Genomic DNA, 24,759 nt, shown 5'->3' on the forward strand with positions numbered 1-24,759 from the left:
ATTATTTATTTTTAACTCCCTTAATTGTTAAATATCTTTTATTTAAATCATCATTGTATTCAAAATGTAAATCAATTTTGGAGTCAATAGTTTCTTTTATTTTCTCAGGCCATTCAATTAATGTCACAACTTCTTCTCTATTTTCAAATAAACCAATGTTTTTTATCGCACTATAGTCAGTCAACCTGTACAAATCATAATGCTGTATTATAAAATTTCCAACATCATATTCATTTACCAAATTAAAGGTAGGACTAGTAACTTCGGTTAAATTGACTTTATTTAATTGTTGAAGATTATTAATGAGATGTCTTATAAATGTGGTTTTGCCAACACCTATTTCACCATGAAAATAAGCTACATCTCCTTTTTGTAGTGTTCTTGAAAAACTTTTAGCTAGCTCAGATGTTTTATCTTCTAGGGAGATGTCTATTTTTTCGCTATTAGTAGCGATAAGCATCTGGTTTGAATGGACCTTCTGTTTCAACACTTATATAGTCAGCTTGGTCTTTTGATAGTTTCGTAAGTTTGGCACCTACTTTTTTTAAGTGAAGCATTGCCACTTTCTCATCTAATGATTTTGGTAATACATAAACTTTATTTTCATAATTTTTATGATTATGCCAAAGTTCAATTTGTGCCATTACTTGATTAGTAAATGATGCACTCATTACAAAACTTGGATGCCCTGTTGCACAACCTAAATTTACCAATCTACCTTTGGCTAAAAGAATAATTCTCTTTCCATCAACTAATTCTATTTCATCAACTTCTGGTTTTACTTCTGTCCATTTATAATTTTTTAAGGCTTCTACTTGAATCTCATTATCGAAGTGTCCAATATTACAAAGGATTGCTCTATCTTTCATATTTCTCATATGATCTGCAGTAACAATATCTATATTACCTGTAGCAGTAACAACAATATCTGCCTTGCTTATAGCTTCATCCATTAAAACTACTTCATAACCTTCCATTGCTGCTTGGAGTGCACAAATTGGATCCGCTTCTGTAACCATCACTCGAGCACCACTTTGTCTTAAAGATGCAGCACTACCTTTTCCAACATCCCCAAAGCCTGCTACAATTGCAACTTTACCAGACATCATTACATCTGTGGCTCTTCTAATTCCATCTACTAAACTTTCTCTGCAACCATATAGGTTATCAAATTTTGATTTTGTAACTGAGTCATTAACATTAATTGCTGGAATCATTAATGTTCCATCTTTTTCCATTTTGTTTAATGCTTTAATTCCAGTCGTTGTTTCTTCTGAAACACCTTTTACTTCCTTTAACAAATCTTTGTAATCACTGTGCATCATTGCAGTTAAATCACCACCATCATCTAAGAGCATATTTGCTTTCCAGTCTTTTTTACCTTCTATTGTTTGTCTGATGCACCATACAGCTTCCTCTTCAGTTTCACCTTTCCAAGCAAAAACTGGTATTCCTGCTTTAGCTATTGCTGCAGCAGCATGATCTTGTGTTGAAAAAATATTACAAGAAGACCATCTAACCTCTGCTCCAAGCTCTACTAAAGTTTCAATTAAAACTGCTGTTTGAATTGTCATATGAAGACATCCCAATATTCTTGCTCCTTTTAAGGGTGCTTTTCCTGAGTATTCTTCTCTTAATGCCATTAGACCAGGCATTTCACTTTCAGCTATTGAAATTTCTTTTCTTCCAAAGTCTGCTAACGATATATCTTTGACTTTAAAATCATCCATTGCTCAGTTTTATATAATAAAAATTTAATTAATCAACTTATGATTAAACTTTAGGGAAGACAATCTCAACATTTGCACCTTCTTGCGTTACATTGTTTGAGGCATTAATGGTAGCACTATGGAGTTCAACAAGGTTTTTTACTATATTTAAGCCTAAACCAGAATGCTCTCCAAAGGTATCAGGTCTATTACTATAAAATCTATTAAATATTTTTTTTGTATCTGTTTCCTTAAATCCTTTACCTTCATCAATAACTTTAAAAATAATTTTATCCTTATCTCCTTTGTAAATTTCAACTAAGATTTTTTTGTTATCATCACTAAATGAAATTGAATTATCTAATAAATTTGCAATAATTTGTTCAATTCTATTTTCTATTCCATTAATAAAATATTCTTCTTGATCATCTTGATCATTTAACATTATTTTAATTCCTCTTTTTGCTTCATAAATATTATTAAAATCATCTACTACAGATCTTGCAATTAATTTGAGATTAATTTTTTTCATTTTTTCTTTACTTAATGCAACCTCATCTTTTAGTATTTGAGAATAATCAGTGATCAATCTTTCAATTCTTTGAACATCGTGATTGAGAATACTAATTAATTTACTTCTTTGAGATTGATCATCAGTCTCGTTCAATATTTCTGAAGCACTTTTTAATGATGTTAAGGGGTTTCTTATCTCATGAACAAGATCAGTTGAAAAATTTTCTGCATGTGAAATTCTTTTTTGAAGTTCACTTGTCATATCATCTAAAGAATTTGACAAAGTTCCTAGCTCGTCATTTCTACTTTTAAGTTCATTAATATTTGTTTTTTTTTTGCTCTTTTCTTTTATAATTTTTGTATATGCTACTAAGTTCTTTATAGGTTTTAGAAAATATCTATTTAAAACAAAAGAGAATACAAATATTACTATAATTATAAATATTGCTGTTCTTAGAATAAATGTTTTTCTTTCATCAATAGCAGATTTTACATCATTAGCATTTTCTGAAATTGCTAGGTATCCAATATTAACTCCATTTAGTGTAATGTTTTTAACTGTTGTTAGTAAAAATTGATCATAGCCTTCCTGTATAAAAGTAAAGGGCTTTCCATAGTCTTTTGACCACGAATAATTTGTAAGAACATCTTTGAATGAAACGGTTTTTTCTTTATTTATGTTTTTTGTTTCAACAATTTTTTTGCTTTTTTCTTCGTCTAATATTTCTAGCTCAACTATATCTAGTCTACTAGAAAAGGATCTCGGGTCTAAATCTAGCGTATCAGTATCACCTACTAAATTAAATTGATTATCAAATAAGATAACTCTATCTAAGTTTTGAAATAAAAATCTTGTTGAAAATAAAAATTTTCTAATATCTTCTTCCTCAAATTTTATATTTAACCTTAAAATATGCTCAATTGTATTGTTAATTATTTGAATATGTTTGGAGGTTTTATTTTTTATTAAATTAGGTTTTGCATTGCTAATGTAAAGTGCTGTTAAAATTCCTATAATTAAAAAAATAACCAAATTAATGAATAAAAATTTTTTTAATATAGATAAACTTTTTAGAAAATTACTGAACATTAACTAACGTTCCATCTGTATCCACTGCCATATCTTGTTTCTATAGCTGTAAAATCAGGATCAACTTTTTTAAATTTTTTTCTAATTCTTTTAACATGACTATCAATAGTTCTATCTTCAATATCAGTATCTTCTCGATAAGCAATGTCCATAAGCTGAGCTCTTTCTTTTATTATTCCTGGTCTCTTTGCTAATTCTTTAACTATTAAAAATTCTGTAGTAGTTAGTTTATCTGGTAGTTGCTTGTTATCCCATTCACATTCAAGTTGTGAAGGGTCAAGTTTTAGCTTCCCATGCGAAATAATATTTTTTGTGTCTTCAAGATTGTTGTTAATATCTTTTTTTCTAAGTTGAACCCTTATTCTTTCTATTAAAACTTTAATGGAAAAACCTCCTGACTTTTTTATAAAATCATCTGCACCCAATTTTAAGCCTAATAATTCATCTATTTCATCATCTTTTGAAGTTAAAAAAATTACAGGCAAGGAAGTTTTTTTTCTTAACTTTTTTAAAAGCTCTTCACCATCCATTTTTGGCATCTTTATATCTATAACAGCAAGGTCTGGTGGATTTCTAGTTAACCCAATTAAAGCACTTTCTCCATCAATATAAGTTTGAACTTTAAAGCCTTCTTTTTCAAGAGCTATACTTATACTTGTGAGTATATTTCTATCATCATCAATAAGAGCTATTGTTTGAGTTTGCATATTCTACTTTAAAAATACTAAATTGTTCTAATTTAGGCAATGGAGATAAATTAATGAAGTATTCCCCAATTGTCCCCTGTATTCACGTCTACCGTCAATGGTGTTGAAAAAGTGTGTAAATCACTTTCTGTAACACTCGTCATTTCATCCTTGATTATTTCAGTTATATTTTTGACTTCTTTTACTGGAACCTCAAAAATTAATTCATCATGAATTTGTAATAATATTTTTGATTTATTATTTTTAATGCTTTCAAATTTTTTATTAAGTCTAATCATTGCAAGTCGCATGATTTCTGATGCTGATCCTTGAATAGGAGCATTAATAGCTGCTCTTTCTTGAAAATTTCTCACATTGAAATTTTTATCATTAATTCCATTAAAGTGAGATCTTCGACCAAAAATATTGGTTACATATCCACTTTTTCTGCAAAACTTAATTGTATTATCCATATAAATTTTTATTTCGGGAAATTTTAAGAAATAGGCATTTAAAAATTCATCTGCTTCATGATTTGAAACGTTGATTTGTTTTGCAAGTCCATATTGTGAAATACCATAAATTATTCCAAAATTAATAGCCTTAGCCTTCCTTCTCATGTCTTGGTCTACTTTTTTAATATCAACATTAAATACCTGGCTTGCTGTAAGAGAGTGAATATCTTCATTGTTACTAAACGCTTTTTTCAGCTCTTTAACCTCTGCCAAATCAGCTAAAATTCTCATTTCAATCTGATTATAATCTGCAGATATTAATGTGAAGCCCTTTTCTGCTATAAAAGCTTTTCTTATATCTTTACCATCCTCTGATTTAATAGGAATATTTTGTAGGTTTGGATCACTGGATGCCAATCTTCCTGTTGTTGTTGCTGCCAATAAAAATGATGTGTGAACTCGTTTAGTATTTGGATTAATGTGTTCAGGTAAAGCATCTGAGTAAGTGTTTTTAAGCTTGGACACTTGTCTCCAATCTAGAATTAATTTTGGAAATTCATGTCCTTTAAACGCTAAGTCTTCTAACACACTTGCATTTGTGGCAAAACTACCTTTTCTAGTTTTTTTAAGTACAGCAATTTTCAAATCATTATAAATAATTTCACCTAATTGTTTTGGTGATGCAATATTAAATTCTTTTTTTGAAATTTTAAAAACTTCTTTTTCTAGTTTACTTATTTTTTTTTCAAATTTTTCAGACAAAACCTTTAAAAATTTATTATCAATTTTAATTCCTTCAATTTCCATAAATGCTAGTATCTTAATTAAAGGTTTTTCAAAGATTTCATAAATATTAGTTAATTTCTCTAATTTTAAATTTTTACTAAATATTTTGTATAATCTGTAAGTAATATCAGCATCTTCAGCAGCATACTCCATTGCCTTATCTAGCTCTACATCACTAAAGTTTATTTCCTTTTTACCTGTACCAACAATTTCTTTAAATGAAATTGTTTTATGCTGTAGATGAATCTCAGACAAGGTATCCATATTATGTCTATTTTTTCCAGCATCTAATACATAAGACATCAGCATTGTATCCTCCATTGAATTCATATTTATTCCCTGTTTATACAAGACAATAAAATCAAACTTAATATTTTGACCAATTTTTTTTACACTCTTGTCTTCTAAAAGTGGTTTGAGTTTTTTAATTACAGTTTCTTTTTTTAAACATCCTTTAAACTTATGACCAATTGGAATATAACAAGCCTGGCCAATTTTAGTGCTTAATGAAATTCCCACTAAATCAGTCTGATGTGCATCTAAAGAACTAGTTTCTGTATCAATTGCTAGCTCTCCAGCTTCTTCTGCTTCGTTAATCCACTCATCTATTTCTTTTTCATTAGTAATTAGATGATAATTTTTTTTACTTATATTTTGATGTTTTTTTTCAGGCTTTGTCTCTTTTGCTGTCTCTTCTAACAGTGGTTCTCCGTATGCAGAAATGACAGAACTAAGAAGTCTATTAAACTCCATTTCTCTTAAAAATTTATATAGTTTATTTTTATCAATCTTCTTTAGATGAAATTCCTCTAACTTTCTTTCAACAGGAGCATCCTTCATTAGTGTCACTAATTTTTTGCTAATTATCGCTTTATCTTTGTTCTCTATAAGTGTTTCTCTTCGTTTATTTTGTTTTATTTCTTGAGCGTTATCTAATAATTTTTCTAGAGTTCCATACTTATTAATCAGTTCTGCTGCAGTTTTTACACCTATCCCAGGTACTCCCGGAACATTATCACTACTGTCTCCAGCTAAGGATTGAACATCAATAACTTTTTCTGGGCCCACTCCAAATTTAGTTACTATATCTTCAGGTGTTATAAATTTATTTTTCATAGGATCGAATATACGAACGTCTTTTCTATACAATTGCATTAAGTCTTTATCTGAAGAGACTATTGTCACCTTTGCACCCTTTGCTAAAATTTGTTCTACATAAGTGGCTATTAAATCATCTGCTTCATAATTTGGAAGATCTACAGATGGTAAATTAAAAGCAACTACTGACTTTCTTATGTATTCAAACTGTGGTGCTAAATCATCTGGGGCTTCTGATCTATTAGCTTTATAGTCTGAATAAATTTCATTTCTAAAAGTTTTTCTAGCAGCATCAAATATTACAGCAAAGTGTGTTGGTTTTTGAAGATTTTCATTTGATTTTGAATCCTCTAATAGTTTAAATAGCATACTGCAAAATCCACTAACTGCACCTACTGGAAGACCGTCACTTTTTCTAGTTAGGGGTGGTAATGCATAATAAGCTCTAAAAATGTAACCTGAACCATCTATTAAATAAAAATGATCTGTTTTTTTTATTTTATCCATTAAATAATATTATCTTAAATATTTTAAATACTATAAATGTATTACCACGCATGGAGCAAAAAAATATACTTTCTGTTAAAAATTTAAAAAAAATTTATTCAAACAAACAAGCTGGGGACAACCTTGCATTAAACGATTTAAACTTAGACGTGAAAGAGGGAGAAATTTTTGGCCTTCTTGGTCCTAATGGTGCTGGGAAAACAACATTTATAAATATTTTAGCTGGAACAGTGGTTAAAACAGCAGGACGAGTAAGTGTCTGGGGTTTTGACTTAGATAAAAACCCAAGACAAGTTAGAGCTTCAGTTGGAATAGTTCCTCAAGAAGTAAATCTTGATCCATTTTTTAGCCCAAGAAAATTATTAGAATTACAGGCTGGTCTTTATGGAATTAAAGAAAAAGATAGAATTACAGATACAATTCTAAAATTAGTGTCCTTAGAAAAACAAGCTAACAGCTATGCTAGAAGTTTATCTGGTGGAATGAAAAGAAGATTGTTAATGGCTAAAGCTTTAGTTCATCAGCCACCAATAGTTATTCTAGATGAACCTACTGCTGGTGTTGATGTGGAGTTAAGACAAAATTTATGGAAAAATGTAAAATTATTAAATGAACTTGGTGTAACAATCATTTTAACAACTCATTACCTCGAGGAGGCTGAGGAAATGTGTGGAAGAATAGCTATATTAAATAAAGGAAATATTGTTGCCCTAGACAGCACTAAGAATTTATTAGATAGAATTCAAACCAAAAAAGTAACCTTTAAAACTGATATAAAGATAAATATTAACGATGATGATCTAGAATCTTTAAAAATAGTTTCACACTTAGATAATGAAGTTTGTGTTTCTTATGAAAAAAATAAAATTAATATAGAAGAATTAATTAATTTAATTAAGAAAAATAACGTCAAAATTATAGATATTTCAACTGACGACGGTGATTTAGAGGATGTTTTTTTAAGATTAATAAAAAACTAGATTATCACATTAATAAATAGTAATTTGTGGATATGGATCTATTAAAAACAAACACAATTCAAAAAGTATTAAAAACATTTATTCTAATTTTTATAGGAACAATGGCTTTAACTGTTTCAGCTAAATTAAAAATACCATTTTATCCTGTGCCTATGACAATGCAAACATTTGTAGTTCTTTTTTTAGGAATTGCTTTCGGGTATAAAATTGGCCTGGCATCTGTAGCTGTTTATCTTCTGGAGGGTATTCTAGGTATGCCTGTATTTTCTAACTCACCAGAAAAAGGTATTGGAATAGTTTATTTTACTGGTCCAACAATGGGATATTTAATTGGATTTTTATTTGCTTCTTTTTTTGCAGGCTATTTAAATCTTAATAAAAATATTTTTATAATTTTTGGAAAATTAATATTTTCTGTTTCTGTAATCTATGTATTTGGAGCTATTTGGTTGGGAACTTTAATTGGATGGGATAAACCAATTCTTCAATTAGGAGTGACACCATTTTTATTAGCTGAATTATTTAAAATTTGCTTATTAGCTATATTGGCTAAACAAATTATCAAATTTAGAAAATTTATCTAGGAGATCTTTTAGATAAAATTCTTTGTAACGTTCTTCTGTGCATTTTAAGTCTTCTAGCAGTCTCAGATACATTTCTATTGCATAATTCAAAAACTCTATGAATATGTTCCCACTTAACTCTATCAGCTGACATAGGGTTTTCTGGTGGTTCAGCTTTTTTCTCTGGATCGGCTAGTAATGCTTTCTCAACATCATCTGCGTCTGCTGGCTTTGCTAAGTAATCAATTGCGCCTTCTTTAATCGCAGCAACAGCCGTTGGAATATTTCCATATCCTGTTAACATTATAATTCTACTGCTTGGATTAGAAATTTGAATTTGCTTTACTACTTCAAGTCCATTTCCATCAGCTAGTCTTAAGTCGACAACTGCAAAAGCTGGTTTTTTCTCTTTAACAGACAGTATCCCTTTTTGTACACCCTCAGCTTGAAAAACCTCAAATCCCTTTTTTTCCATTGCTCTTGCAAGCCTGTCTCTAAAGGGATTGTCATCATCAACAATTAATAAGGATTTATTATCAAAATCACTTAATTTTTTTAAATTAGCTGCTTCAACCATATTATTAATATGGTGCCTTATCTGATAATTTCAACACCCATTATTTGCTTTACATTAATTAAGTATTGCCTTAATTGCATGATTTATATGAAAGTTTTTAAGTATTTAAGAACTTTTTTTTATTAAATTTTTTTTGGGGACATATGAAATGCAAAAATTTAAAACAGTTGATGAGCTTATAAATCAACTAAAACCAGAAAAGCCTATTTATTGTATTAGAAAAAAATCTATACAGTCTGCTTCTACTTATTTTAGGAATAAATTTCCTGGTAAAGTTCTATATGCTGTTAAAACTAACTCACATCCTGAGGTTTTAAAAACAATAGTAGAAAGTGGAATTGAAAACTTTGATGTAGCTTCAATTCAAGAGATTAAAGACATAAGAGCTATCTCCCCTGATGCAAAATGCTCATATATGCATACTGTTAAGAGTAGAGAAAGTATTAAGGAAGCTTACTTTAACTACAATATTAAAGCTTTTTCTTTAGACACTAAAGATGAATTAATAAAAATTATTGAAGCAACCAATCAAGCAAAAGATCTTGAATTATTTGTAAGGGTTGCTGTTTCAAATGAACATGCTGAAATAGATCTATCTAAAAAATTTGGTGTTTTAACCTCTGAAGCTACTGGTTTATTAAGACTAACGAAACAATATGCAAAAAAAATCGGCTTAAGTTTTCATGTTGGTTCTCAATGTATGCACCCAATTTCTTATGCAAAAGGAATTGGGGAGATTGGAAACATAATAAAAAAAACAAAAATTATTCCTGATTACATAAACATTGGTGGTGGATTTCCTGCAATCTATCCTAATTTAGTACCTCAACCTTTAGAAAATTATTTTGAAGAAATAAAAAAAAGTTTAACTAATTTAGAACTAGAAAAACTTCCAGAATTATTATGTGAGCCTGGAAGAGCAATAGTTGCAGAAAGTGGTTCTACAATTGTCAGAGTAAATCTTAGAAAAAAACAAAAACTTTATATAAATGATGGAACATACGGAACTCTTTTTGATGCTGGTACACCAAATATGGTTTACCCATCTCGTTTAATTAAATCTAGCAAGATAATATCAAAAAAATTAACTGCTTTTGATTTTTATGGCCCCACCTGCGATAGCATGGATTACATGAAAGGGCCATTTTTACTTCCAAATAATATTAAAGAAAATGATTATATTGAACTAGGTCAGCTTGGAGCCTACGGTCTAACTTTTAGAACTCAATTTAATGGTTTTTATTCTAATGAGATTTATGATGTAGAAGATGAGCCAATAATGACCATGTATGGTAAAGACAGCAATAAGGCTATACTAGTTGCCTAATGTCAGAAAACAAAAATTTAACTCATAATAGCAAAAAAAGCTTCTTACAAAATCCAGTTGAACACATAGATATTACATCGTTTGATGCAAGAAAGATAATTTCCTCAATGGAAAAAATGTCTTTTGTTTCAAGAGAAACAGCAAATGCAGCCAACATTTTTAATGAAATGATTCAAGATAAGGATTGTACAATTTTTTTAACACTTGCTGGTTCCACTTCTGCTGCGGGATGTATGAATATTTATAAAGATTTAGTTAAATACAATATGGTTGATGCAATTATTGCTACAGGAGCTTCAATAGTTGATATGGATTTTTTTGAAGCTTTAGGCTTTAAACATTATCAAGGTTCACAATTTCAAGATGACACTGAATTAAGAAAAAACTATATAGATAGAATTTACGATACATATATTGATGAAGATGAATTACAGGAATGTGATCAAAAAATATGTGAAATAGCAGATACACTTGATCCTAAAAGTTACACATCAAGAGAATTTATTTATGAAATGGGAAAATATTTAAAGAAAAATTCTAAAAAAAAAGACTCTTTAATTGAAACTGCATATGACAATAATGTTCCCATTTTTTGTCCTGCATTTACAGACTCGAGTGCTGGTTTTGGATTGGTCACTCATCAAGAAAATAATCCTAAAAACCATATTACGATAGATTCTATTAGAGAGCTTCGTGAATTAACTGAAATAAAGATTCAATCAAAAGGATCTGGCTTATTTATGATTGGTGGAGGAGTTCCTAAAAACTTTGTTCAAGATACTGTTATCTGTGCTGAACTTTTAGGAAAAGAGGTTGAGATGCATAAATATGCAGTTCAAATTACAGTAGCAGACTCTAGAGATGGTGCTTGCAGCAGCTCTACATTAAAAGAGGCAAGCTCGTGGGGTAAAGTAGATATTGCAAAAGAACAAATGGTTTTTGCAGAAGCAACTAGTGTCCTTCCTTTGATTGCAAGCGATGCTTATCATAAAGGTGATTGGAAAAATAGAACGAGAAAAAACTTCTCAAAAATATTTAAATAAAATTGAAATATCTTTCTAATAAAAATGGTTTTCTAGGAATTGACAATGATGTTAATTTTAAAGAAAAAGTAGTAGTTGTTCCATTTGGTTTAGAAAAAACTGTAAGTTATGGTGGTGGCACTCGTAATGGCCCTAAAGAAATCATCAAAGCATCTCATCAAGTAGAGCTATATGATGAAGAGTTACATTGTGAGCCCTATAAAAAAATTGGGATCAAAACTTTAAAACCATTTAAAATTGATAAAGACATTAAAAAAGCTCTTAAAAAGATGTCTGATATAAATCAAGAAATATTAGATAAAAAATTATTTCCAATCACTTTTGGTGGAGAGCACTCAATAACACCTGGATGTATTGCTCCATTTGTAAAAAAATACAAAGATATATGTTTACTACATTTTGATGCGCATGCAGATTTAAGAGAGAGTTATAATGGTGAAAAATTTTCACATGCTTCAGCTATTAAGAGATGTCTTGATCATAAAAATGTTTCCATAATTTCATTTGGGATCAGAAATATATCTCAAAGTGAAATACCATTCTTAAAAAAAAACTCATCTAGGATTAATATCTTTTGGGCAAAAGACAAAAATAAATGGGATCTAAAAAAATTTAAAAAAATGATAAAGAATAAAACAGTTTATTTAACATTTGATGTTGATGGTTTAGATTCAAGCATAATGCCCGCAACAGGCACACCTGAACCAGGTGGACTATTGTGGGATGAAACTTTAGATATCATACGGATAGCTGCTAAAAACTCTAATATTGTTGGTGCAGATATAAATGAACTTTCACCTATAAAAGGTTTTAATTCTTACAATTTTCTTGTAGCAAAACTTGCTTATAAAATATTGTCGTACAAATTTTTATACTAAGCTTTTGAAGCTTTAAAAGTTCCTAATAATAATCTAAATGGAATTAACATTGCTAAAGCAACAAATATTTTAACAGCTAAATCACCTAGAGATAAAGTGACCCATGGTATTCCCGTTGCATAAAATGAGATGGAGAAGAATAAAAATGTGTCAACAGTAGACCCAATTAACGAGGAAGTTAATGGAGCAATAAACCATTTCTTTTTTCTTAAATAGTCAAAAATTTGAACATCTAACAACTGTGCAACCATAAATGCTATACCTGAACCTATAGCAATTCTAACTGAAATTAAGTCTGCAAAATTTGTTGAAAAGAAAAGAGTAAATACAATCCCTATAATAAAGCCAACATAAACAATTTTTCTAGCTACAACCTTGCCATAAGATCTATTTCCCAGATCCGTAATTAAAAAAGCAACTGGATAGCTAAAAGCACCATAAGTTAATATTTCTTCTAAACCATAATAATTGATTGGAAATTGTACTAAATAATTTGAAGTTAAGACAACAACTCCCATTATAAATGAGAGTAGTATAAAAAACTTTTTCATTAAGCTGATTTACTAGGAGATGCTTTTGGTGCTTTTTTAATAAAAGGTGATTTAATTAATATACTTTTTTTTAATTTTTTTAGTCTAGGCGAAATATTTTTATTTTTTACAGTCTTTAAAAACTGATCAAAAGTACCTTTTTTATCAACGCTTCTAACACCGGCATTACTAACAGTTAAAGTTAGACTTCTTTTCAAAAGTTCACTTGTAAATTTAGCTTTTTTTAAATTAGGTAGAAATCTTCTTTTAGTCTTATTGTTAGCGTGACTAACATTGTGACCTTTCATAGGAATTTTACCAGTTAATTCACATTTTTTAGACATAATATTTAGTGACTATATAAGATGTGTTCATGATCTCGTCAAGTTTATTAGGATCAATTAGTCAGCTTCTTTCCTATTATTTCTTTAAAATTCTTAATACCTTCGTCAATTAATATTTCTTTAAGCTCTTTTTTTATCTTTCCTACAATGTTTGGTCCTTGAAAAACCATTCCTGTATATAATTGAACATAGCTAGCTCCTGCCTGAAACTTTTTATAAGCACTTTCTCCCGAGTCCACACCTCCTACACCTATAATTTCAATCTTGCCCTTAAGCAGTTTATAAAACTTACTTATTAGTTTATTGGCCTCTTCCTCTAGTGGCTTGCCTGATAGCCCACCCTTTTGATGCTTTAAAATATTATTCAATTTTTCTCTATTTTTAGCTGTTGTGTTTGAAACAATTATTGCACTAACTTTATGTTTAATTAAAATTTTACTTATTAGTTCAATTTGTTCGTCTGAAATATCTGGAGAGATTTTTACTACAATTGGAATTTTTGATTTAAGTTTAACTTTTTCTTTTTCTATTGCATTCAACAATTCATCAAATTTAGTCTCATCATGAAAAGCTCTTAGATTTTCCGTGTTAGGCGAAGAAATATTAACTGCAATATAGTCAGCGATATCATAAAAGTTTCTAAGTCCAATCAAATAATCATTTAATCTATCTTCACTATCTTTATTGGGACCTATGTTGATTCCTAATAAACCTTTATGTGAATTAGATCTAATTCTATGGCTAATATTTTCTGCTCCTAAATTATTAAAACCTAACCTATTTATAAGAGCCTGATCTTCAACCAACCTAAAAACTCTTGGCTTTGGATTTCCATATTGCTCAAGTGGGGTAACCGTTCCTACTTCAACAAAACCAAACCCAAGTTTAAACAGTGGGTTATAAACTTCAGCATTTTTATCAAACCCGGCAGCCATTCCTATTGGATTATCTATATTCTTACCAAATAAATTAGTCTTAAATATTGGATCTCCTTTATTTTGATCAGCTATGTTTGGTAATATGTTTAGTTTTAAAGACTTAATTGCTAAATTATGAGCAGTTTCAGGATCAATTTTGAAAATTAGTGATCTGAATTTTGAAAACATTATTTTATTTTTTCTTTAATTAACTCTTTAGTTTCGTTTACTCCAAAAAAACTTATAAAAAATCCCATTCTTGGTCCATTTTCATCTCCAAAAACAACCTCATAAATTAATTTAAACCAATCACGCAAGTTTTCTGCGTAACCATTTTCTTTTCCCGTTGAATAAATTAATGTCTGAATATCCTCAGGCAACATCTTATCATTGCAGCTATCAAGAGACTTAACCAGTGCTTCTAATGCAACTTTTTCATTTGCATCAGGGGTTTTGTATTTTTTTTGTAATTTTATTACGTCATTAAAATACTTAATCGCATAACCTATAAGATTATCAAAAATTGGGTGTTCTTTTTCTAAAAGGTTTTTTTTATATTTTTTTACAAACTTCCAAAGTAACTCCTTAGAGTCTGCATTGCTCGTTTCTACTAAATTTAAAAGCATTGAAAAGCTCATAATAGTATCTTCTTTAGGAATTAATCCATTATGCACATGCCAAACAGGATTCATTAATAGCTGTAACTCATTTTGTGTTTTAGCTTTTTCTATAAAGTCCAAGTACTCATCGACTGTTTTAGGAACTATTTCTTTATATAGTTTTTTTGCTCTTTTGGGATTTTGATACATATACAATGAAAGACTTTCGGGTGATGCATACTCCAGCCACTGATCAATTGTAATTCCATTTCCTTTTGATTTGGATATTTTTTCTCCTTTTTCATCTAAAAAAAGCTCATAAGCAAACCCAGATGGGTTTGTTTTTCCAATTAACTTGATTATTTTTGATGATAATATTGCACTTTCAATTAGATCTTTTCCATACATTTCAAAATCTATATCAAGAGCGTACCATCTCATTGCCCAATCTACTTTCCATTGTAATTTGCAATTCCCATCGAAGATACTTACCTCAAGTTTTTTTCCATTATTATCAAATATAATTTTGGATTTTTCTTTTAGTATTTCTAAAACTGGAATTTCTAAAACCTTACCGGTGTCTGGACAAATTGGTAAAAATGGACTGTAAGTTTTTTGTCTTTCTTTCCCTAGTGTTGGAAGAATTATATCCATAATACCTTGATAATTTTCTAGGATTATCTGTAATGTGGGATTAAAAAAACCACTCTTATAAAGAACTGAAGAGCTTTGAAAATTATATTCAAAATTAAATTTATTTAAAAAATCTTTTAACATTTCATTATTGTGTTCACCAAAACTTGAAAATTTTTCAAATGGATCTGGCACTTGAGTTAAAGGCTTATGAAGATTGTTATTTAAGAGCTCTTGATTTGGAACGTTTTCTGGAACTTTTCTAAAGCCATCCATGTCATCAGAGAAAGTTATGATTTCCGTTGGTATATCTGTGAGTTGTTTTAAAGCATTAACCATCATCGATGTTCTTGCAACTTCACCAAATGTACCTATATGGGGCAGCCCACTTGGACCATAACCAGTTTGTAAAATTATTTTACCTTTTTTATCAATAAAGGACTTTCTTTCACGCAGTAATTTTTTAGCCTCAACAAAGGGCCATGCGTTAGTTTTATCTAAATTATCTTTTTCAATCACTTTGTTTAATAACAAATATCTTATATTTGGTGTTTTTATTAATTCTTATAGAGTTGAAATTTATTTACCATAAAATAATGTTCTTTCAAAATGTCTAATTATAAAACTGTTTTTTTTACCTTGGGTGTTTTGCAAATTATTCTTGGAATTTCCATGATGATTCCAATTATAGCTCAGCTTATATATTCAGAAATTGACTCCTCTTTTATTGGAGGCTCTATAATTTCTATAATATTTGGTGTTTTATTTTTTTTAACAAATTTAAATCATGATAAAAAATTAAATCTACAACAAGCGTTCTTATTAACTGCTCTTTCTTGGTTAAGTATTGCAATATTTGGTTCTTTACCTTTTATTTTTTCTACTCTTGAACTTTCAATTACTGACTCTTTCTTTGAAAGTATGTCTGGAATCACCACGACAGGGTCGACAATTATCTCCAACTTAGAGAGTGCTCCAAGATCGATACTTTTGTGGCGAGCAATGCTTCAATGGTTAGGTGGAATTGGTATTATTGTAATGGCAATAACCTTAATGCCAATAATGAATGTTGGTGGAATGCAATTGTTTAAAATTTCAAGTAATGATTCTTCTGAAAAACTATTACCAAAATCAAAAGAAATTTCACTTAGACTAATTTACGTTTATTTAGGTCTAACCGTGCTTTGTGCTTCTACATATAAAATTTTTGGTATGAATATTTTTGATAGTTTAACTCATTCAATGACCACGATAGCAACTGGTGGCTTTTCAAATTATAACGAATCTATTGGATATTTTAATAGTCTACCTATCGAAATATCATCCATGGTTTTCATCATATTAGGGAGTTTACCTTTTATTGCTTATATAAAATTTTTAAATGGAGACAGAAAAATTCTTATCTCTGATGTTCAAATAAAGTCATTTTTAAAAATTATTATTTTTTCAATTATTATACTTTTTATATATTTACTTTTTCACAACAAAGATTTTTCTCAAATAAATATTAGGACTATTTGTTTTAATGTTATCTCTATATTAAGTGGAACGGGATATGTTACTGGAGAATTTGATGGATGGGGTAATTTTCCACTCATTTTCTTTCTAACTTTAATGTTCATTGGTGGTTGTGCTGGTTCTACCACATGTGGAATTAAAATTTTTAGAATTCAAATTTTATACCTTTTTATTATTAATCAATTAAAAAAGATTATTTATCCAAAAGGCATATTCATAATAAAATATGATAAAAATAATGTTGATGATAAATTTATGGCTTCCATCATTTCTTTTATCTTTCTTTATTTGGTTATATTTTTTTTAATAACTGCATTTTTATCCTTAAGTGGTCTAGATTTTGTTACTTCAATTTCTGGAGCTGCAACTTCTATCTCAAATGTTGGTCCAGGATTGGGCTCTACAATTGGTCCTAATGGCAATTTTTCAAGCTTACCGGAAATATCTAAATGGATTTTAAGTCTTGGAATGATATTGGGTAGGTTAGAATTATTTGCTATACTTGTATTGTTTCTTCCATCATTTTGGAGAAATTAACTATGATTGAAATTAAAAAACAATCCTTATCAGAAACTTTTGCTGTCTACTTTGATAAGAGAATGCTTAGAATATTGTTATTAGGTGCAATCTCAGGTTTTCCCTGGGTTTTAATTGGGAGCAGTTTAAGTCTATGGCTCAAAGAAGAGGGCTTAAGCAGATCAACAATTGGTTGGGCAGGACTAATATTTGCTGTTTATGCTTTTAATTATTTATGGGCCCCCCTTATTGATAGATTTCAAATACCCTACCTAACAAAAAAACTTGGTCATAGAAGAGGCTGGATAGTTTTAATGCAAATTGCAATTTTAGCTTGTCTTGTTACTTGGAGTTTCATTAATCCTACCGAAAACCTTGCGCTACTAATTACAGTTGGTTTAATTATTGCTATAGCATCAGCCACACAAGATATTACAGTTGATGCTTTAAGAATTGAACAAATAGGCGAACACGAAAGTAAATCAATGGCCGCTGGCGCTGCTATGGCTGTTGTTGGCTGGTGGAGTGGATACAAATTAGGTGGTGTAATAGCTTTATTTACAGCAGAATATTTAGAGAATATGGGTGTTACAAATTACTGGCAAATTACATTTTTAATTTTAGGAATTCTAGTAATTTTAATGAATATAGGTTTGATGTTTGTCCATGAGCCTCTTTATACTGACAGACAAAAAAAACAAAAAGAAACTGATAAACTTATAGAAGGTAAACTTGGATCAAAAAATATTATAACTAATTTTATAACATGGATAAGCAGCACATTAGGTGGCCCTATAATAAGCTTTTTTAGGAAAAATGGTTTTACAATTGCTGTTGGAATTTTAAGTTTTATTTTTTTATTTAAGATTGGTGAGGCCTTTCTTGGACGTATGTCGATAGTTTTTTATAAAGAAATAGGCTTCTCTAAAGGTGATATTGCAATTTATTCTAAAACTTTAGGTTGGATTACTACAGTTATGTTTACATTGCTGGGTGGACTTTTTGTAATTAGATCTGGTGTTTTAAAAGCAATGTTTGTTGCGGGAATATTAATGGCTGCAACTAACTTATTATTCACAGTCTTAGCGTGGAGTGATAAATCCGAGTTGTTATTCGCAGTAGCAGTCATATTTGATGATATAGCAGCAGCATTTGCAACAGTTGCATTTGTAGCATTTATTTCATTACTAGTAGACCGAACATATACTGCAACCCAATACGCGTTACTTGCATCAATTGGAACTGCAGGTAGAACTACACTTGCATCATCATCTGGAGCATTAGTAGATTGGCTTAATGGAGATTGGGGAGTATTTTTTATCATTACAGCCATCATGGTAATACCTTCTTTGATTTGTTTATGGCTTATAAAAGATAAATTAAAACTTCATGAAAGATAATTATTTTTATAAAAAACCATTATCAAATATCTATAAAAAGCCTAATGCATTTTCTGAAGTTACCTCTCAAATTTTGTATGGGGAAAAATTTAAAATTATATCTAAGAATAAAAATTGGATCAAAATAAAAGTTTCATTTGATAATTATACTGGATACATAAAAAATAAATATTACACAAAAGATCACCAACCAACCCATAAAATATTTACTCTAAAAGCGAATATTTATAATAAACAAAAAAATAAAACAAAAAATTTTTTGCCCTTTGCATCAAGAATTTCAATGATTGATGAAAATAAAAAATTCATAGAGTTTGAAAAAAATAAATGGATTAAAAAAAAAGATATAAAAAAAATTAATCATATTGAAAAAGATTATTTAAAAGTATTAAAAATGTTTTTAAAAATTAAATATCTATGGGGTGGTAAAACTTATAGAGGTATAGACTGCTCTGCTATTTTACAATTATTTTTTTACTATAATAATAAATTTTATCCACGAGACACAAAAGACCAAATAAAATATTCAGCAAAAAAAAATAAAAGTAAAGTTTTTAAAAAAGGTGATATTATTTTTTGGAAAGGTCATGTTGCTGTTTGTATTAACGCTCAAAAGTTAATTCATGCATATGGTCCTGAAAAGAAAGTTTTGATTATGAATATAAAAGAGACAATAAATAGAATTGAAAGAACAGCAAAATTAACAGTAAAAAAAATATCCCCTATAAAATACTAATTTCTTCCAAAATCTGGCTTATTAATATCTTGTTTTAGCTTAATTATTTTTTTCCTTACCTTCTTAGTATTAACTAATTTTTTAATAATAGATTTATTATTTTTAAATTGAATATCTCTTTTAAATGAACGTAAATTTTTAATAAATAGATCAATAACTTTTGAAATATTTTTTTGATTATTAAAAAAAATATCTCTCCACATAATTTCATTAGATGCAGCAATTCTTGAAAAATCTCTCAAACCACCGGCACTAAATTTTATTAATTCATATCTTTGTTGTTTTTCAAAGTCTGTAGCTGTTTTAACCAAATTATATGCAATTAAATGAGGCAAATGACTGGTCATAGAAAAAATCGTATCATGTTTTTTTGAGTCCATAATTGCAACTTTTGAACCAATTTTTTTCCAGAACTTGGTAAGTATCAGAAGATGTTTTCTGTTAGTATTTTTTTCTTTTATTAATATGCACCATTTCTTAAGGAATAAATTTTTTACTCCATTTTCTGGGCCACTAACTTCTGAACCTGCAATAGGGTGACTGGATGTCCAAAAAATTCCTTTTTTTAATTTTCTTTTAATTAAATCCATAGACTTTTCTTTAGATGATCCAACATCTGTAATAATAGTTTTGGGTAATAAATATCTGTTTATCTTTAAAATTATTTTTTCATATTCTCCTAGTGGAGTACAAAATATTATCAAATCTAAGTTTGGGATAATTTGCTTTAAATCATTTGTAATTTCACATGGTAATTTTAATTTTTTGATTTTTAAAATATTTGATTTTGATTTTTCATAGACAAATATTTTTTTAGCTATTTTTTTCTCAGAAATTGCTCTTAATAATGAAGAACCAATTAAACCACAGCCTATAATTAAAATATTTTTCATAATCAATTAAAGATAGCCTTAATTGTTGTTATGAATCTCATATTCTCTTTTGTTGATCCAATTGTTAATCTTAATTTGTTTTTAATATTATACCCATCCTCTGTAGATCTTAATATAATTCCTTTTGACTGCAGTTTGTTAAAAATATAGTTAGCTGAAAATTTACATCTATCAAAATTTAATAATAAAAAATTAGCCGTTACTTCATTTGAGAGAATTTTTAGTTTTTGTAAAGCATTTCTAACTTTATTTGCTTCTCTAATATTGTGTTTCACAGAATTATTAATAAATTTTCTATCTTTTAAAGCTTCTATTGCTGCCATCTGTGCAACTTGATTTACATTAAATGGAGGTCTAATTAAGTTCATTGCAGATATAATTTTTTTTGGCCCATGACCCCAGCCAACTCTTAAGGAGGCCAGTCCATATATTTTTGAAAAAGTTCTTATCACAACAACATTATCTTTATTTTTAAATAAATCTAAACCAGATTTATAATCTTTATTTTTCATATATTCAAAATACGCATCATCTAAAACTAGTAAAATGTTTTTATTTAATTTCTTTCTTAAGTCTATTAATTCTGCTCTAGTTAAGTATGTTCCCGTTGGGTTATTTGGATTGGCAATAAATACTAGCTTGGTTTTTCTTGTTACTTTCTTAATAATTTCATTTATCGAAACTTTAAAATTTTTTTCCTTAGAAAAAACAACTTTTGCCCCCACTATTTGTGCATATATCCTGTACATTAAAAAGCTATATTGAGGAACAATCACTTCATCAGAGGGTTTTAAGTATAACTGACAAATCATTTGAATAATTTCATCTGACCCTGCACCACAAATTATTCTCTCAAAATCACACTTAAATTTCTTTGAAATTTCTTTTCTTAAGTTTTTTGCTTTACCGTCTGGATACTTCGATATTAACAATTTTTTATTCTGTAAAATTTTCTTTACTCTCGGGCTTACACCAAGAGCTGACTCATTTGCTGATAATTTTATAATATTTCGTATTTTTGCTATATTTGACTTACCTGGTTTATAAGCCTCTATTTTGAATTTTTTAAATTTTGGAACTGTCATTATATTAATTTAATTTACCTTATAAATAAAATATTATCCTTTCATATAGAATAAATCATTTTTTAAAAAAATTGACATAAGAAATGCTATCTAGTACAAAAAATATGCGCTGATTTAACTGAATTGCGAGCGCTTAAAAAAAACCGCTAAATAAGTTTTTTTGTCTCACAATTCAAATTTGGCTAATACTTATGAATATAAATGTGAACATAAAAAATATTATAATTGATAAACCATTAAAATTAGATTGTGGCCAAACTATCAATAATTATTCTCTTGCTTATGAGACTTATGGCTCTCTAAATGAGAATAAAGATAATGCTATTCTTATTTTTCATGCCTTGACTGGTGATCAATTTGTATCTGGAATAAATCCAATTACTAAAAAAGAAGGTTGGTGGTCTTATGCTGTTGGGTCTGGTAAAGCTATTGATACTGATAAATACTTTGTAATTTGTGCAAATGTTATTGGTGGCTGTATGGGCTCGTATGGTCCCAGTGAAATTAACCCTGATACCAATAAAAAATATGGCACTACTTTTCCTGTTATTACTATTAATGACATGGTTAACGCGCAATTTAATCTCTTAAATTTTTTTAATATTGAAAAATTATTTGCTGTTATGGGTGGATCAATGGGTGGTATGCAGACACTTCAATTCGTTAATAACTTCCCTGATAAAGCAAAAGTTGCTATTCCAATAGCCTGTACAGCTAGTCATTCGGCACAGAACATTGCTTTTAATGAACTTGGTAGACAATCAATTATGGCTGATGCTAATTGGGAGAACGGTGATTATTCCAATCAAAATAAAAATCCTAATAAAGGATTATCTGTTGCAAGAATGGCTGCACATATAACTTATTTGTCTAAAAATGGTCTTCAGGAAAAATTTGGAAGGAAGTTACAAGAAAGAGATGATCTGAAATTTGGTTTTGATGCTGACTTTCAAATTGAAAGCTACTTAAGATATCAAGGATCTGTATTTGTTGATAGATTTGACGCCAATAGCTACCTATACATAACAAGAGCAATGGACTATTTTGATCTAGTAAAAGAACATCATGGTAATTTATCTAAAGCATTTGAAAAAACTAAAACTAAGTTTCTTATTATATCTTTTACTTCTGATTGGCTTTATCCAACCTCTGAAAATAAAGAAATTGTTATAGCCTTAAATGCTATAGGTGCTGAGGTCGGATTTGTTGAAATTGAATCTGACAAAGGGCACGATTCATTCCTTTTAAAAGTTCCTAAATTTTTAAATACTCTAGGTGACTATATTAAAACAGCTTATTCTAAAAACTAAACATGAAACAAGAATTTAAAATAATCTTCGATTTAATTGAAAAAAATACTAGAGTTTTAGATGTGGGGTGTGGAGATGGCATATTAATGGAATATCTTAAGTATAATAAAGAAATAGACATAAGAGGAATAGAAATCTCAAAAGATAATGTTCAAAAATGTTTATCAAAAGGACTAACTGTTATCGAAGGTGATGCAGAAAAAGATCTTTTACAATTTCCTGACAGTTCCTTTGATTTCGTTATTTTAAGTCAAACATTACAAGCATTTTTAAATCCTGAAATAGTTATCAAAGAACTATTAAGAGTTGGCAAAAAAGCTATTGTTACAATACCTAATTTTGGTTTTTGGAAGGTTAGACTTCACCTATTAATTAAAGGAACAATGCCAATTACAAAAAATTTACCTGATGAGTGGTACAATACTCCCAACCTTCATATGTGTACTATAAAAGATTTTTATAATTTTTGTGAAAATAGAAAAATTAAATTAGATAAATCATTAGCTCTACATAACGAAAAGATATCTTCTATTAATAGACTTAATCTAAATACTAAAAATTTGTCTGCAGAATTGGGTATTTTTTTAATTGAAAGTTAAATGGAAATTCAAATAATACGTTGTCTACAGGATAATTATTCTTATCTAATTGTTGATAAAGCTAAAAATATTGCATGTGTGATTGACCCTAGTGAAGCAAAACCTGTTATCAAATATTTGGAAGATAAAAATATACATTTAAAATATATATTAAATACACATCATCATTATGATCATGTTGGGGGAAATAAAGAATTAAAAGAAAAATATGGAGCTAGTGTTATTGGATACAAAGGAGACAAAGATAGAATTCCAGAAATAGATATACTTGTTGGTGATCAGGACATTTGGCACGAAGAAAATTTCCAGGCTAAAATATTTCATATACCTGGTCATACCCTTGGCCATATATGTTTTTATTTTTATAATGAAGAGTCTGTTTTTACTGGAGACACCCTCTTTTCACTTGGTTGTGGGAAAATTTTTGAAGGAACATACTCACAGATGTATAATTCATTAATGAAAATAAAAGCTCTACCAGAAAAAACTAAGATCTATTGTGGACATGAGTATACCAAACAAAACTCTAAATTTTGTATTGCTCATGACCAAGACAATGAAAACCTTAAAGTTAAGATTAAACTTATAGATGAAAAATTAGAAAAAAACCTACCTACTATTCCATCTACGATTAAAGAAGAATTAGAGTGCAATATTTTTCTTAGATCGGGTACAGAGGAAAACTTTTCAAAATTGAGAGATTTAAAGGACAATTTTTAGCTTATTCGCGCTTGACTATAATTTGGTCAAGACTATATTGCTGATTATAAAAAACAGATTAAACAATGTCATACGCAATAATACAAACAGGTGGAAAACAGTACAAAGTTAAAGCTGGTGAAATCCTTAAAATTGAAAGATTAGAAGATTCTAAACCTGAAACTAAAATCGAATTTAAAGAAATCCTAGCTTATGGAGATGATAAAACTATTGAAGTTGGTTCTCCAGTAGTTGAAGGTGCAAAAGTTGAAGCCGACCTTGTAGAAAATGGTAAAAATAGAACTATTTTAATATTTAAAAAAAGAAGAAGACAGAATTCAAGAAGAAAAAATGGTCATAGACAACAGTATTCATTAATTAGAATTAGCAAAATTTTTTCAAAAGATGGTAAAGTTTTATCAGAAGCTGAGAAAATGGTAAAACCAACTAAAAAAGTTGAAAAAGTTGAGACTGAAGTAGCAAGCAAATAAATTAGGTAAATTATGGCAACAAAAAAAGCAGGTGGATCATCGAGAAACGGACGAGATAGTGCCGGTCGTAGACTTGGCGTTAAAAAGTATGGTGGTGAAGTAGTAATTCCTGGAAACATAATTGTAAGACAAAGAGGCACAAAAATTTTTCCTGGTGAAAACGTGGGGATGGGTAAAGATCATTCAATTTTTTCTGTTGTTGAAGGAAAAGTTGTTTTCAAAAAGGGTAAATCAGATAGAACATTCGTTTCAGTAAAGCCCAATTAGTAGTACAACT

General features: G+C 29.0%; 25 protein-coding genes. 13 read left to right on the top strand and 12 right to left on the bottom strand.

Features of this window, described 5'->3' with window-relative positions; genetic code table 11:
- Position 1: 1 nt before the first annotated feature.
- Genes SAR11_RS00980 through polA form a run of 5 tightly spaced genes read right to left on the bottom strand, consistent with a single transcriptional unit; the run spans position 2 to position 6,844 of the window.
- Complete coding sequence (locus SAR11_RS00980) at positions 2 to 460, bottom strand: bifunctional tRNA (adenosine(37)-N6)-threonylcarbamoyltransferase complex ATPase subunit type 1 TsaE/phosphotransferase (RefSeq protein ID WP_011281541.1); 459 nt, start codon at positions 458 to 460, stop codon at positions 2 to 4.
- The gene (gene ahcY, locus SAR11_RS00985; protein ID WP_006997713.1) at positions 444 to 1,730 is read right to left on the bottom strand and encodes an adenosylhomocysteinase; all 1,287 of its coding nucleotides are present in this window, start codon (positions 1,728 to 1,730) and stop codon (positions 444 to 446) included. Before ahcY ends, SAR11_RS00980 begins: the two co-directional genes overlap by 17 nt.
- A 43-nt stretch (positions 1,731 to 1,773) precedes the next feature.
- Positions 1,774 to 3,312: a sensor histidine kinase gene (locus tag SAR11_RS00990; protein ID WP_011281542.1), complete on the bottom strand. Its 1,539-nt coding sequence runs from the start codon at positions 3,310 to 3,312 to the stop codon at positions 1,774 to 1,776.
- Positions 3,312 to 4,019 carry a response regulator transcription factor gene (locus SAR11_RS00995; protein ID WP_006997711.1) on the bottom strand — a complete coding sequence of 236 codons (708 nt, stop codon included), beginning with the start codon at positions 4,017 to 4,019 and terminating at the stop codon, positions 3,312 to 3,314. The genes SAR11_RS00990 and SAR11_RS00995 overlap by 1 nt, the downstream gene beginning before the upstream one ends.
- A 50-nt stretch (positions 4,020 to 4,069) precedes the next feature.
- Complete coding sequence (polA, locus tag SAR11_RS01000) at positions 4,070 to 6,844, bottom strand: DNA polymerase I (protein WP_011281543.1); 2,775 nt, start codon at positions 6,842 to 6,844, stop codon at positions 4,070 to 4,072.
- A 50-nt stretch (positions 6,845 to 6,894) separates the two neighbouring features.
- On the opposite strand from polA, the gene SAR11_RS01005 reads away from it, so the two are divergent.
- A complete protein-coding gene (locus SAR11_RS01005) occupies positions 6,895 to 7,824 on the top strand; it encodes an ABC transporter ATP-binding protein (RefSeq protein WP_011281544.1) in 930 nt (309 codons plus the stop codon).
- A gap of 32 nt (positions 7,825 to 7,856) precedes the next feature.
- Entirely contained in the window at positions 7,857 to 8,408 is a 552-nt protein-coding gene (locus SAR11_RS01010; protein WP_006997708.1) for a biotin transporter BioY, read from the top strand.
- Here SAR11_RS01010 and SAR11_RS01015 read toward each other — a convergent pair.
- Entirely contained in the window at positions 8,401 to 8,964 is a 564-nt protein-coding gene (locus SAR11_RS01015) for an ActR/PrrA/RegA family redox response regulator transcription factor (RefSeq protein ID WP_006997707.1), read from the bottom strand. The genes SAR11_RS01010 and SAR11_RS01015 overlap by 8 nt on opposite strands.
- Before the next feature lie 148 nt (positions 8,965 to 9,112).
- Between SAR11_RS01015 and SAR11_RS01020 the strand changes: the two genes are divergently transcribed.
- The 3 genes from SAR11_RS01020 to speB are packed head-to-tail and all read left to right on the top strand — an operon-like array spanning position 9,113 to position 12,212.
- Entirely contained in the window at positions 9,113 to 10,291 is a 1,179-nt protein-coding gene (locus SAR11_RS01020; protein ID WP_011281545.1) for a type III PLP-dependent enzyme, read from the top strand.
- Complete coding sequence (locus SAR11_RS01025; RefSeq protein WP_006997705.1) at positions 10,291 to 11,334, top strand: 1,9-bis(guanidino)-5-aza-nonane synthase; 1,044 nt, start codon at positions 10,291 to 10,293, stop codon at positions 11,332 to 11,334. Before SAR11_RS01020 ends, SAR11_RS01025 begins: the two co-directional genes overlap by 1 nt.
- A 2-nt stretch (positions 11,335 to 11,336) precedes the next feature.
- Entirely contained in the window at positions 11,337 to 12,212 is an 876-nt protein-coding gene (speB, locus tag SAR11_RS01030; protein ID WP_006997704.1) for an agmatinase, read from the top strand.
- On the opposite strand, the gene SAR11_RS01035 is transcribed toward speB, so the two are convergent.
- The 4 genes from SAR11_RS01035 to SAR11_RS01050 are packed head-to-tail and all read right to left on the bottom strand — an operon-like array spanning position 12,209 to position 15,754.
- Positions 12,209 to 12,763, bottom strand: a complete 555-nt coding sequence (locus tag SAR11_RS01035) for a queuosine precursor transporter (protein ID WP_011281546.1) — start codon at positions 12,761 to 12,763, stop codon at positions 12,209 to 12,211. The two genes, speB and SAR11_RS01035, sit on opposite strands and share 4 nt — an antisense overlap.
- Positions 12,763 to 13,086, bottom strand: coding sequence for a 50S ribosomal protein L28 (gene rpmB, locus SAR11_RS01040; protein ID WP_006997702.1), 324 nt, complete (start codon positions 13,084 to 13,086; stop codon positions 12,763 to 12,765). The genes SAR11_RS01035 and rpmB overlap by 1 nt, the downstream gene beginning before the upstream one ends.
- A gap of 53 nt (positions 13,087 to 13,139) precedes the next feature.
- Positions 13,140 to 14,192 (bottom strand): quinone-dependent dihydroorotate dehydrogenase, encoded by a 1,053-nt coding sequence (locus SAR11_RS01045; RefSeq protein ID WP_011281547.1) that lies wholly within the window; start codon positions 14,190 to 14,192, stop codon positions 13,140 to 13,142.
- Positions 14,192 to 15,754, bottom strand: coding sequence for a lysine--tRNA ligase (locus tag SAR11_RS01050; RefSeq protein WP_236608322.1), 1,563 nt, complete (start codon positions 15,752 to 15,754; stop codon positions 14,192 to 14,194). The genes SAR11_RS01045 and SAR11_RS01050 overlap by 1 nt, the downstream gene beginning before the upstream one ends.
- A 90-nt stretch (positions 15,755 to 15,844) precedes the next feature.
- On the opposite strand from SAR11_RS01050, the gene SAR11_RS01055 reads away from it, so the two are divergent.
- Genes SAR11_RS01055 through SAR11_RS01065 form a run of 3 tightly spaced genes read left to right on the top strand, consistent with a single transcriptional unit; the run spans position 15,845 to position 19,405 of the window.
- Entirely contained in the window at positions 15,845 to 17,290 is a 1,446-nt protein-coding gene (locus SAR11_RS01055; protein ID WP_006997698.1) for a TrkH family potassium uptake protein, read from the top strand.
- 2 nt (positions 17,291 to 17,292) lie between these two features.
- Entirely contained in the window at positions 17,293 to 18,669 is a 1,377-nt protein-coding gene (locus SAR11_RS01060) for an AmpG family muropeptide MFS transporter (protein ID WP_011281549.1), read from the top strand.
- Complete coding sequence (locus tag SAR11_RS01065; RefSeq protein ID WP_011281550.1) at positions 18,659 to 19,405, top strand: C40 family peptidase; 747 nt, start codon at positions 18,659 to 18,661, stop codon at positions 19,403 to 19,405. Before SAR11_RS01060 ends, SAR11_RS01065 begins: the two co-directional genes overlap by 11 nt.
- On the opposite strand, the gene SAR11_RS01070 is transcribed toward SAR11_RS01065, so the two are convergent.
- Together SAR11_RS01070 and hisC are read right to left on the bottom strand one after the other, a co-directional pair.
- Positions 19,402 to 20,298, bottom strand: coding sequence for a prephenate dehydrogenase (locus SAR11_RS01070; RefSeq protein ID WP_011281551.1), 897 nt, complete (start codon positions 20,296 to 20,298; stop codon positions 19,402 to 19,404). The genes SAR11_RS01065 and SAR11_RS01070 overlap by 4 nt on opposite strands.
- 2 nt (positions 20,299 to 20,300) lie before the next feature.
- The gene (hisC, locus tag SAR11_RS01075; protein WP_006997694.1) at positions 20,301 to 21,383 is read right to left on the bottom strand and encodes a histidinol-phosphate transaminase; all 1,083 of its coding nucleotides are present in this window, start codon (positions 21,381 to 21,383) and stop codon (positions 20,301 to 20,303) included.
- A gap of 191 nt (positions 21,384 to 21,574) precedes the next feature.
- Between hisC and metX the strand changes: the two genes are divergently transcribed.
- The 5 genes from metX (at position 21,575) to rpmA (ending at position 24,749) form a co-directional block, all read left to right on the top strand.
- The gene (metX, locus tag SAR11_RS01080; RefSeq protein ID WP_011281552.1) at positions 21,575 to 22,693 is read left to right on the top strand and encodes a homoserine O-acetyltransferase MetX; all 1,119 of its coding nucleotides are present in this window, start codon (positions 21,575 to 21,577) and stop codon (positions 22,691 to 22,693) included.
- 2 nt (positions 22,694 to 22,695) lie between these two features.
- On the top strand, positions 22,696 to 23,292 hold the full coding sequence (metW, locus tag SAR11_RS01085) for a methionine biosynthesis protein MetW (protein WP_006997692.1): 597 nt from the start codon (positions 22,696 to 22,698) through the stop codon (positions 23,290 to 23,292).
- Positions 23,293 to 24,012 carry a hydroxyacylglutathione hydrolase gene (gene gloB, locus SAR11_RS01090; RefSeq protein ID WP_006997691.1) on the top strand — a complete coding sequence of 240 codons (720 nt, stop codon included), beginning with the start codon at positions 23,293 to 23,295 and terminating at the stop codon, positions 24,010 to 24,012.
- A gap of 65 nt (positions 24,013 to 24,077) precedes the next feature.
- Complete coding sequence (gene rplU, locus SAR11_RS01095) at positions 24,078 to 24,482, top strand: 50S ribosomal protein L21 (protein ID WP_006997690.1); 405 nt, start codon at positions 24,078 to 24,080, stop codon at positions 24,480 to 24,482.
- Positions 24,483 to 24,494: 12 nt separating this feature from the next.
- Positions 24,495 to 24,749 (top strand): 50S ribosomal protein L27, encoded by a 255-nt coding sequence (gene rpmA, locus SAR11_RS01100; protein WP_006997689.1) that lies wholly within the window; start codon positions 24,495 to 24,497, stop codon positions 24,747 to 24,749.
- The last annotated feature ends 10 nt before the right edge of the window (positions 24,750 to 24,759 follow it).

Origin of the sequence: Candidatus Pelagibacter ubique HTCC1062 (assembly GCF_000012345.1) — a bacterium.
Lineage (GTDB): Bacteria > Pseudomonadota > Alphaproteobacteria > Pelagibacterales > Pelagibacteraceae > Pelagibacter > Pelagibacter ubiqueversans.

Bases quoted from the DNA above. Each gene is read 5' to 3' on its own strand.
- SAR11_RS00980 (WP_011281541.1), bottom strand. From the start codon at position 460: ATGCTTATCGCTACTAATAGCGAAAAAATAGACATCTCCCTAGAAGAT.
- ahcY (WP_006997713.1), bottom strand. From the start codon at position 1,730: ATGGATGATTTTAAAGTCAAAGATATATCGTTAGCAGACTTTGGAAGA.
- SAR11_RS00990 (WP_011281542.1), bottom strand. From the start codon at position 3,312: ATGTTCAGTAATTTTCTAAAAAGTTTATCTATATTAAAAAAATTTTTA.
- SAR11_RS00995 (WP_006997711.1), bottom strand. From the start codon at position 4,019: ATGCAAACTCAAACAATAGCTCTTATTGATGATGATAGAAATATACTC.
- polA (WP_011281543.1), bottom strand. From the start codon at position 6,844: ATGGATAAAATAAAAAAAACAGATCATTTTTATTTAATAGATGGTTCA.
- SAR11_RS01005 (WP_011281544.1), top strand. From the start codon at position 6,895: ATGGAGCAAAAAAATATACTTTCTGTTAAAAATTTAAAAAAAATTTAT.
- SAR11_RS01010 (WP_006997708.1), top strand. From the start codon at position 7,857: ATGGATCTATTAAAAACAAACACAATTCAAAAAGTATTAAAAACATTT.
- SAR11_RS01015 (WP_006997707.1), bottom strand. From the start codon at position 8,964: ATGGTTGAAGCAGCTAATTTAAAAAAATTAAGTGATTTTGATAATAAA.
- SAR11_RS01020 (WP_011281545.1), top strand. From the start codon at position 9,113: ATGCAAAAATTTAAAACAGTTGATGAGCTTATAAATCAACTAAAACCA.
- SAR11_RS01025 (WP_006997705.1), top strand. From the start codon at position 10,291: ATGTCAGAAAACAAAAATTTAACTCATAATAGCAAAAAAAGCTTCTTA.
- SAR11_RS01035 (WP_011281546.1), bottom strand. From the start codon at position 12,763: ATGAAAAAGTTTTTTATACTACTCTCATTTATAATGGGAGTTGTTGTC.
- rpmB (WP_006997702.1), bottom strand. From the start codon at position 13,086: ATGTCTAAAAAATGTGAATTAACTGGTAAAATTCCTATGAAAGGTCAC.
- SAR11_RS01045 (WP_011281547.1), bottom strand. From the start codon at position 14,192: ATGTTTTCAAAATTCAGATCACTAATTTTCAAAATTGATCCTGAAACT.
- SAR11_RS01055 (WP_006997698.1), top strand. From the start codon at position 15,845: ATGTCTAATTATAAAACTGTTTTTTTTACCTTGGGTGTTTTGCAAATT.
- SAR11_RS01060 (WP_011281549.1), top strand. From the start codon at position 17,293: ATGATTGAAATTAAAAAACAATCCTTATCAGAAACTTTTGCTGTCTAC.
- SAR11_RS01065 (WP_011281550.1), top strand. From the start codon at position 18,659: ATGAAAGATAATTATTTTTATAAAAAACCATTATCAAATATCTATAAA.
- SAR11_RS01070 (WP_011281551.1), bottom strand. From the start codon at position 20,298: ATGAAAAATATTTTAATTATAGGCTGTGGTTTAATTGGTTCTTCATTA.
- hisC (WP_006997694.1), bottom strand. From the start codon at position 21,383: ATGACAGTTCCAAAATTTAAAAAATTCAAAATAGAGGCTTATAAACCA.
- metX (WP_011281552.1), top strand. From the start codon at position 21,575: ATGAATATAAATGTGAACATAAAAAATATTATAATTGATAAACCATTA.
- metW (WP_006997692.1), top strand. From the start codon at position 22,696: ATGAAACAAGAATTTAAAATAATCTTCGATTTAATTGAAAAAAATACT.
- gloB (WP_006997691.1), top strand. From the start codon at position 23,293: ATGGAAATTCAAATAATACGTTGTCTACAGGATAATTATTCTTATCTA.
- rplU (WP_006997690.1), top strand. From the start codon at position 24,078: ATGTCATACGCAATAATACAAACAGGTGGAAAACAGTACAAAGTTAAA.
- rpmA (WP_006997689.1), top strand. From the start codon at position 24,495: ATGGCAACAAAAAAAGCAGGTGGATCATCGAGAAACGGACGAGATAGT.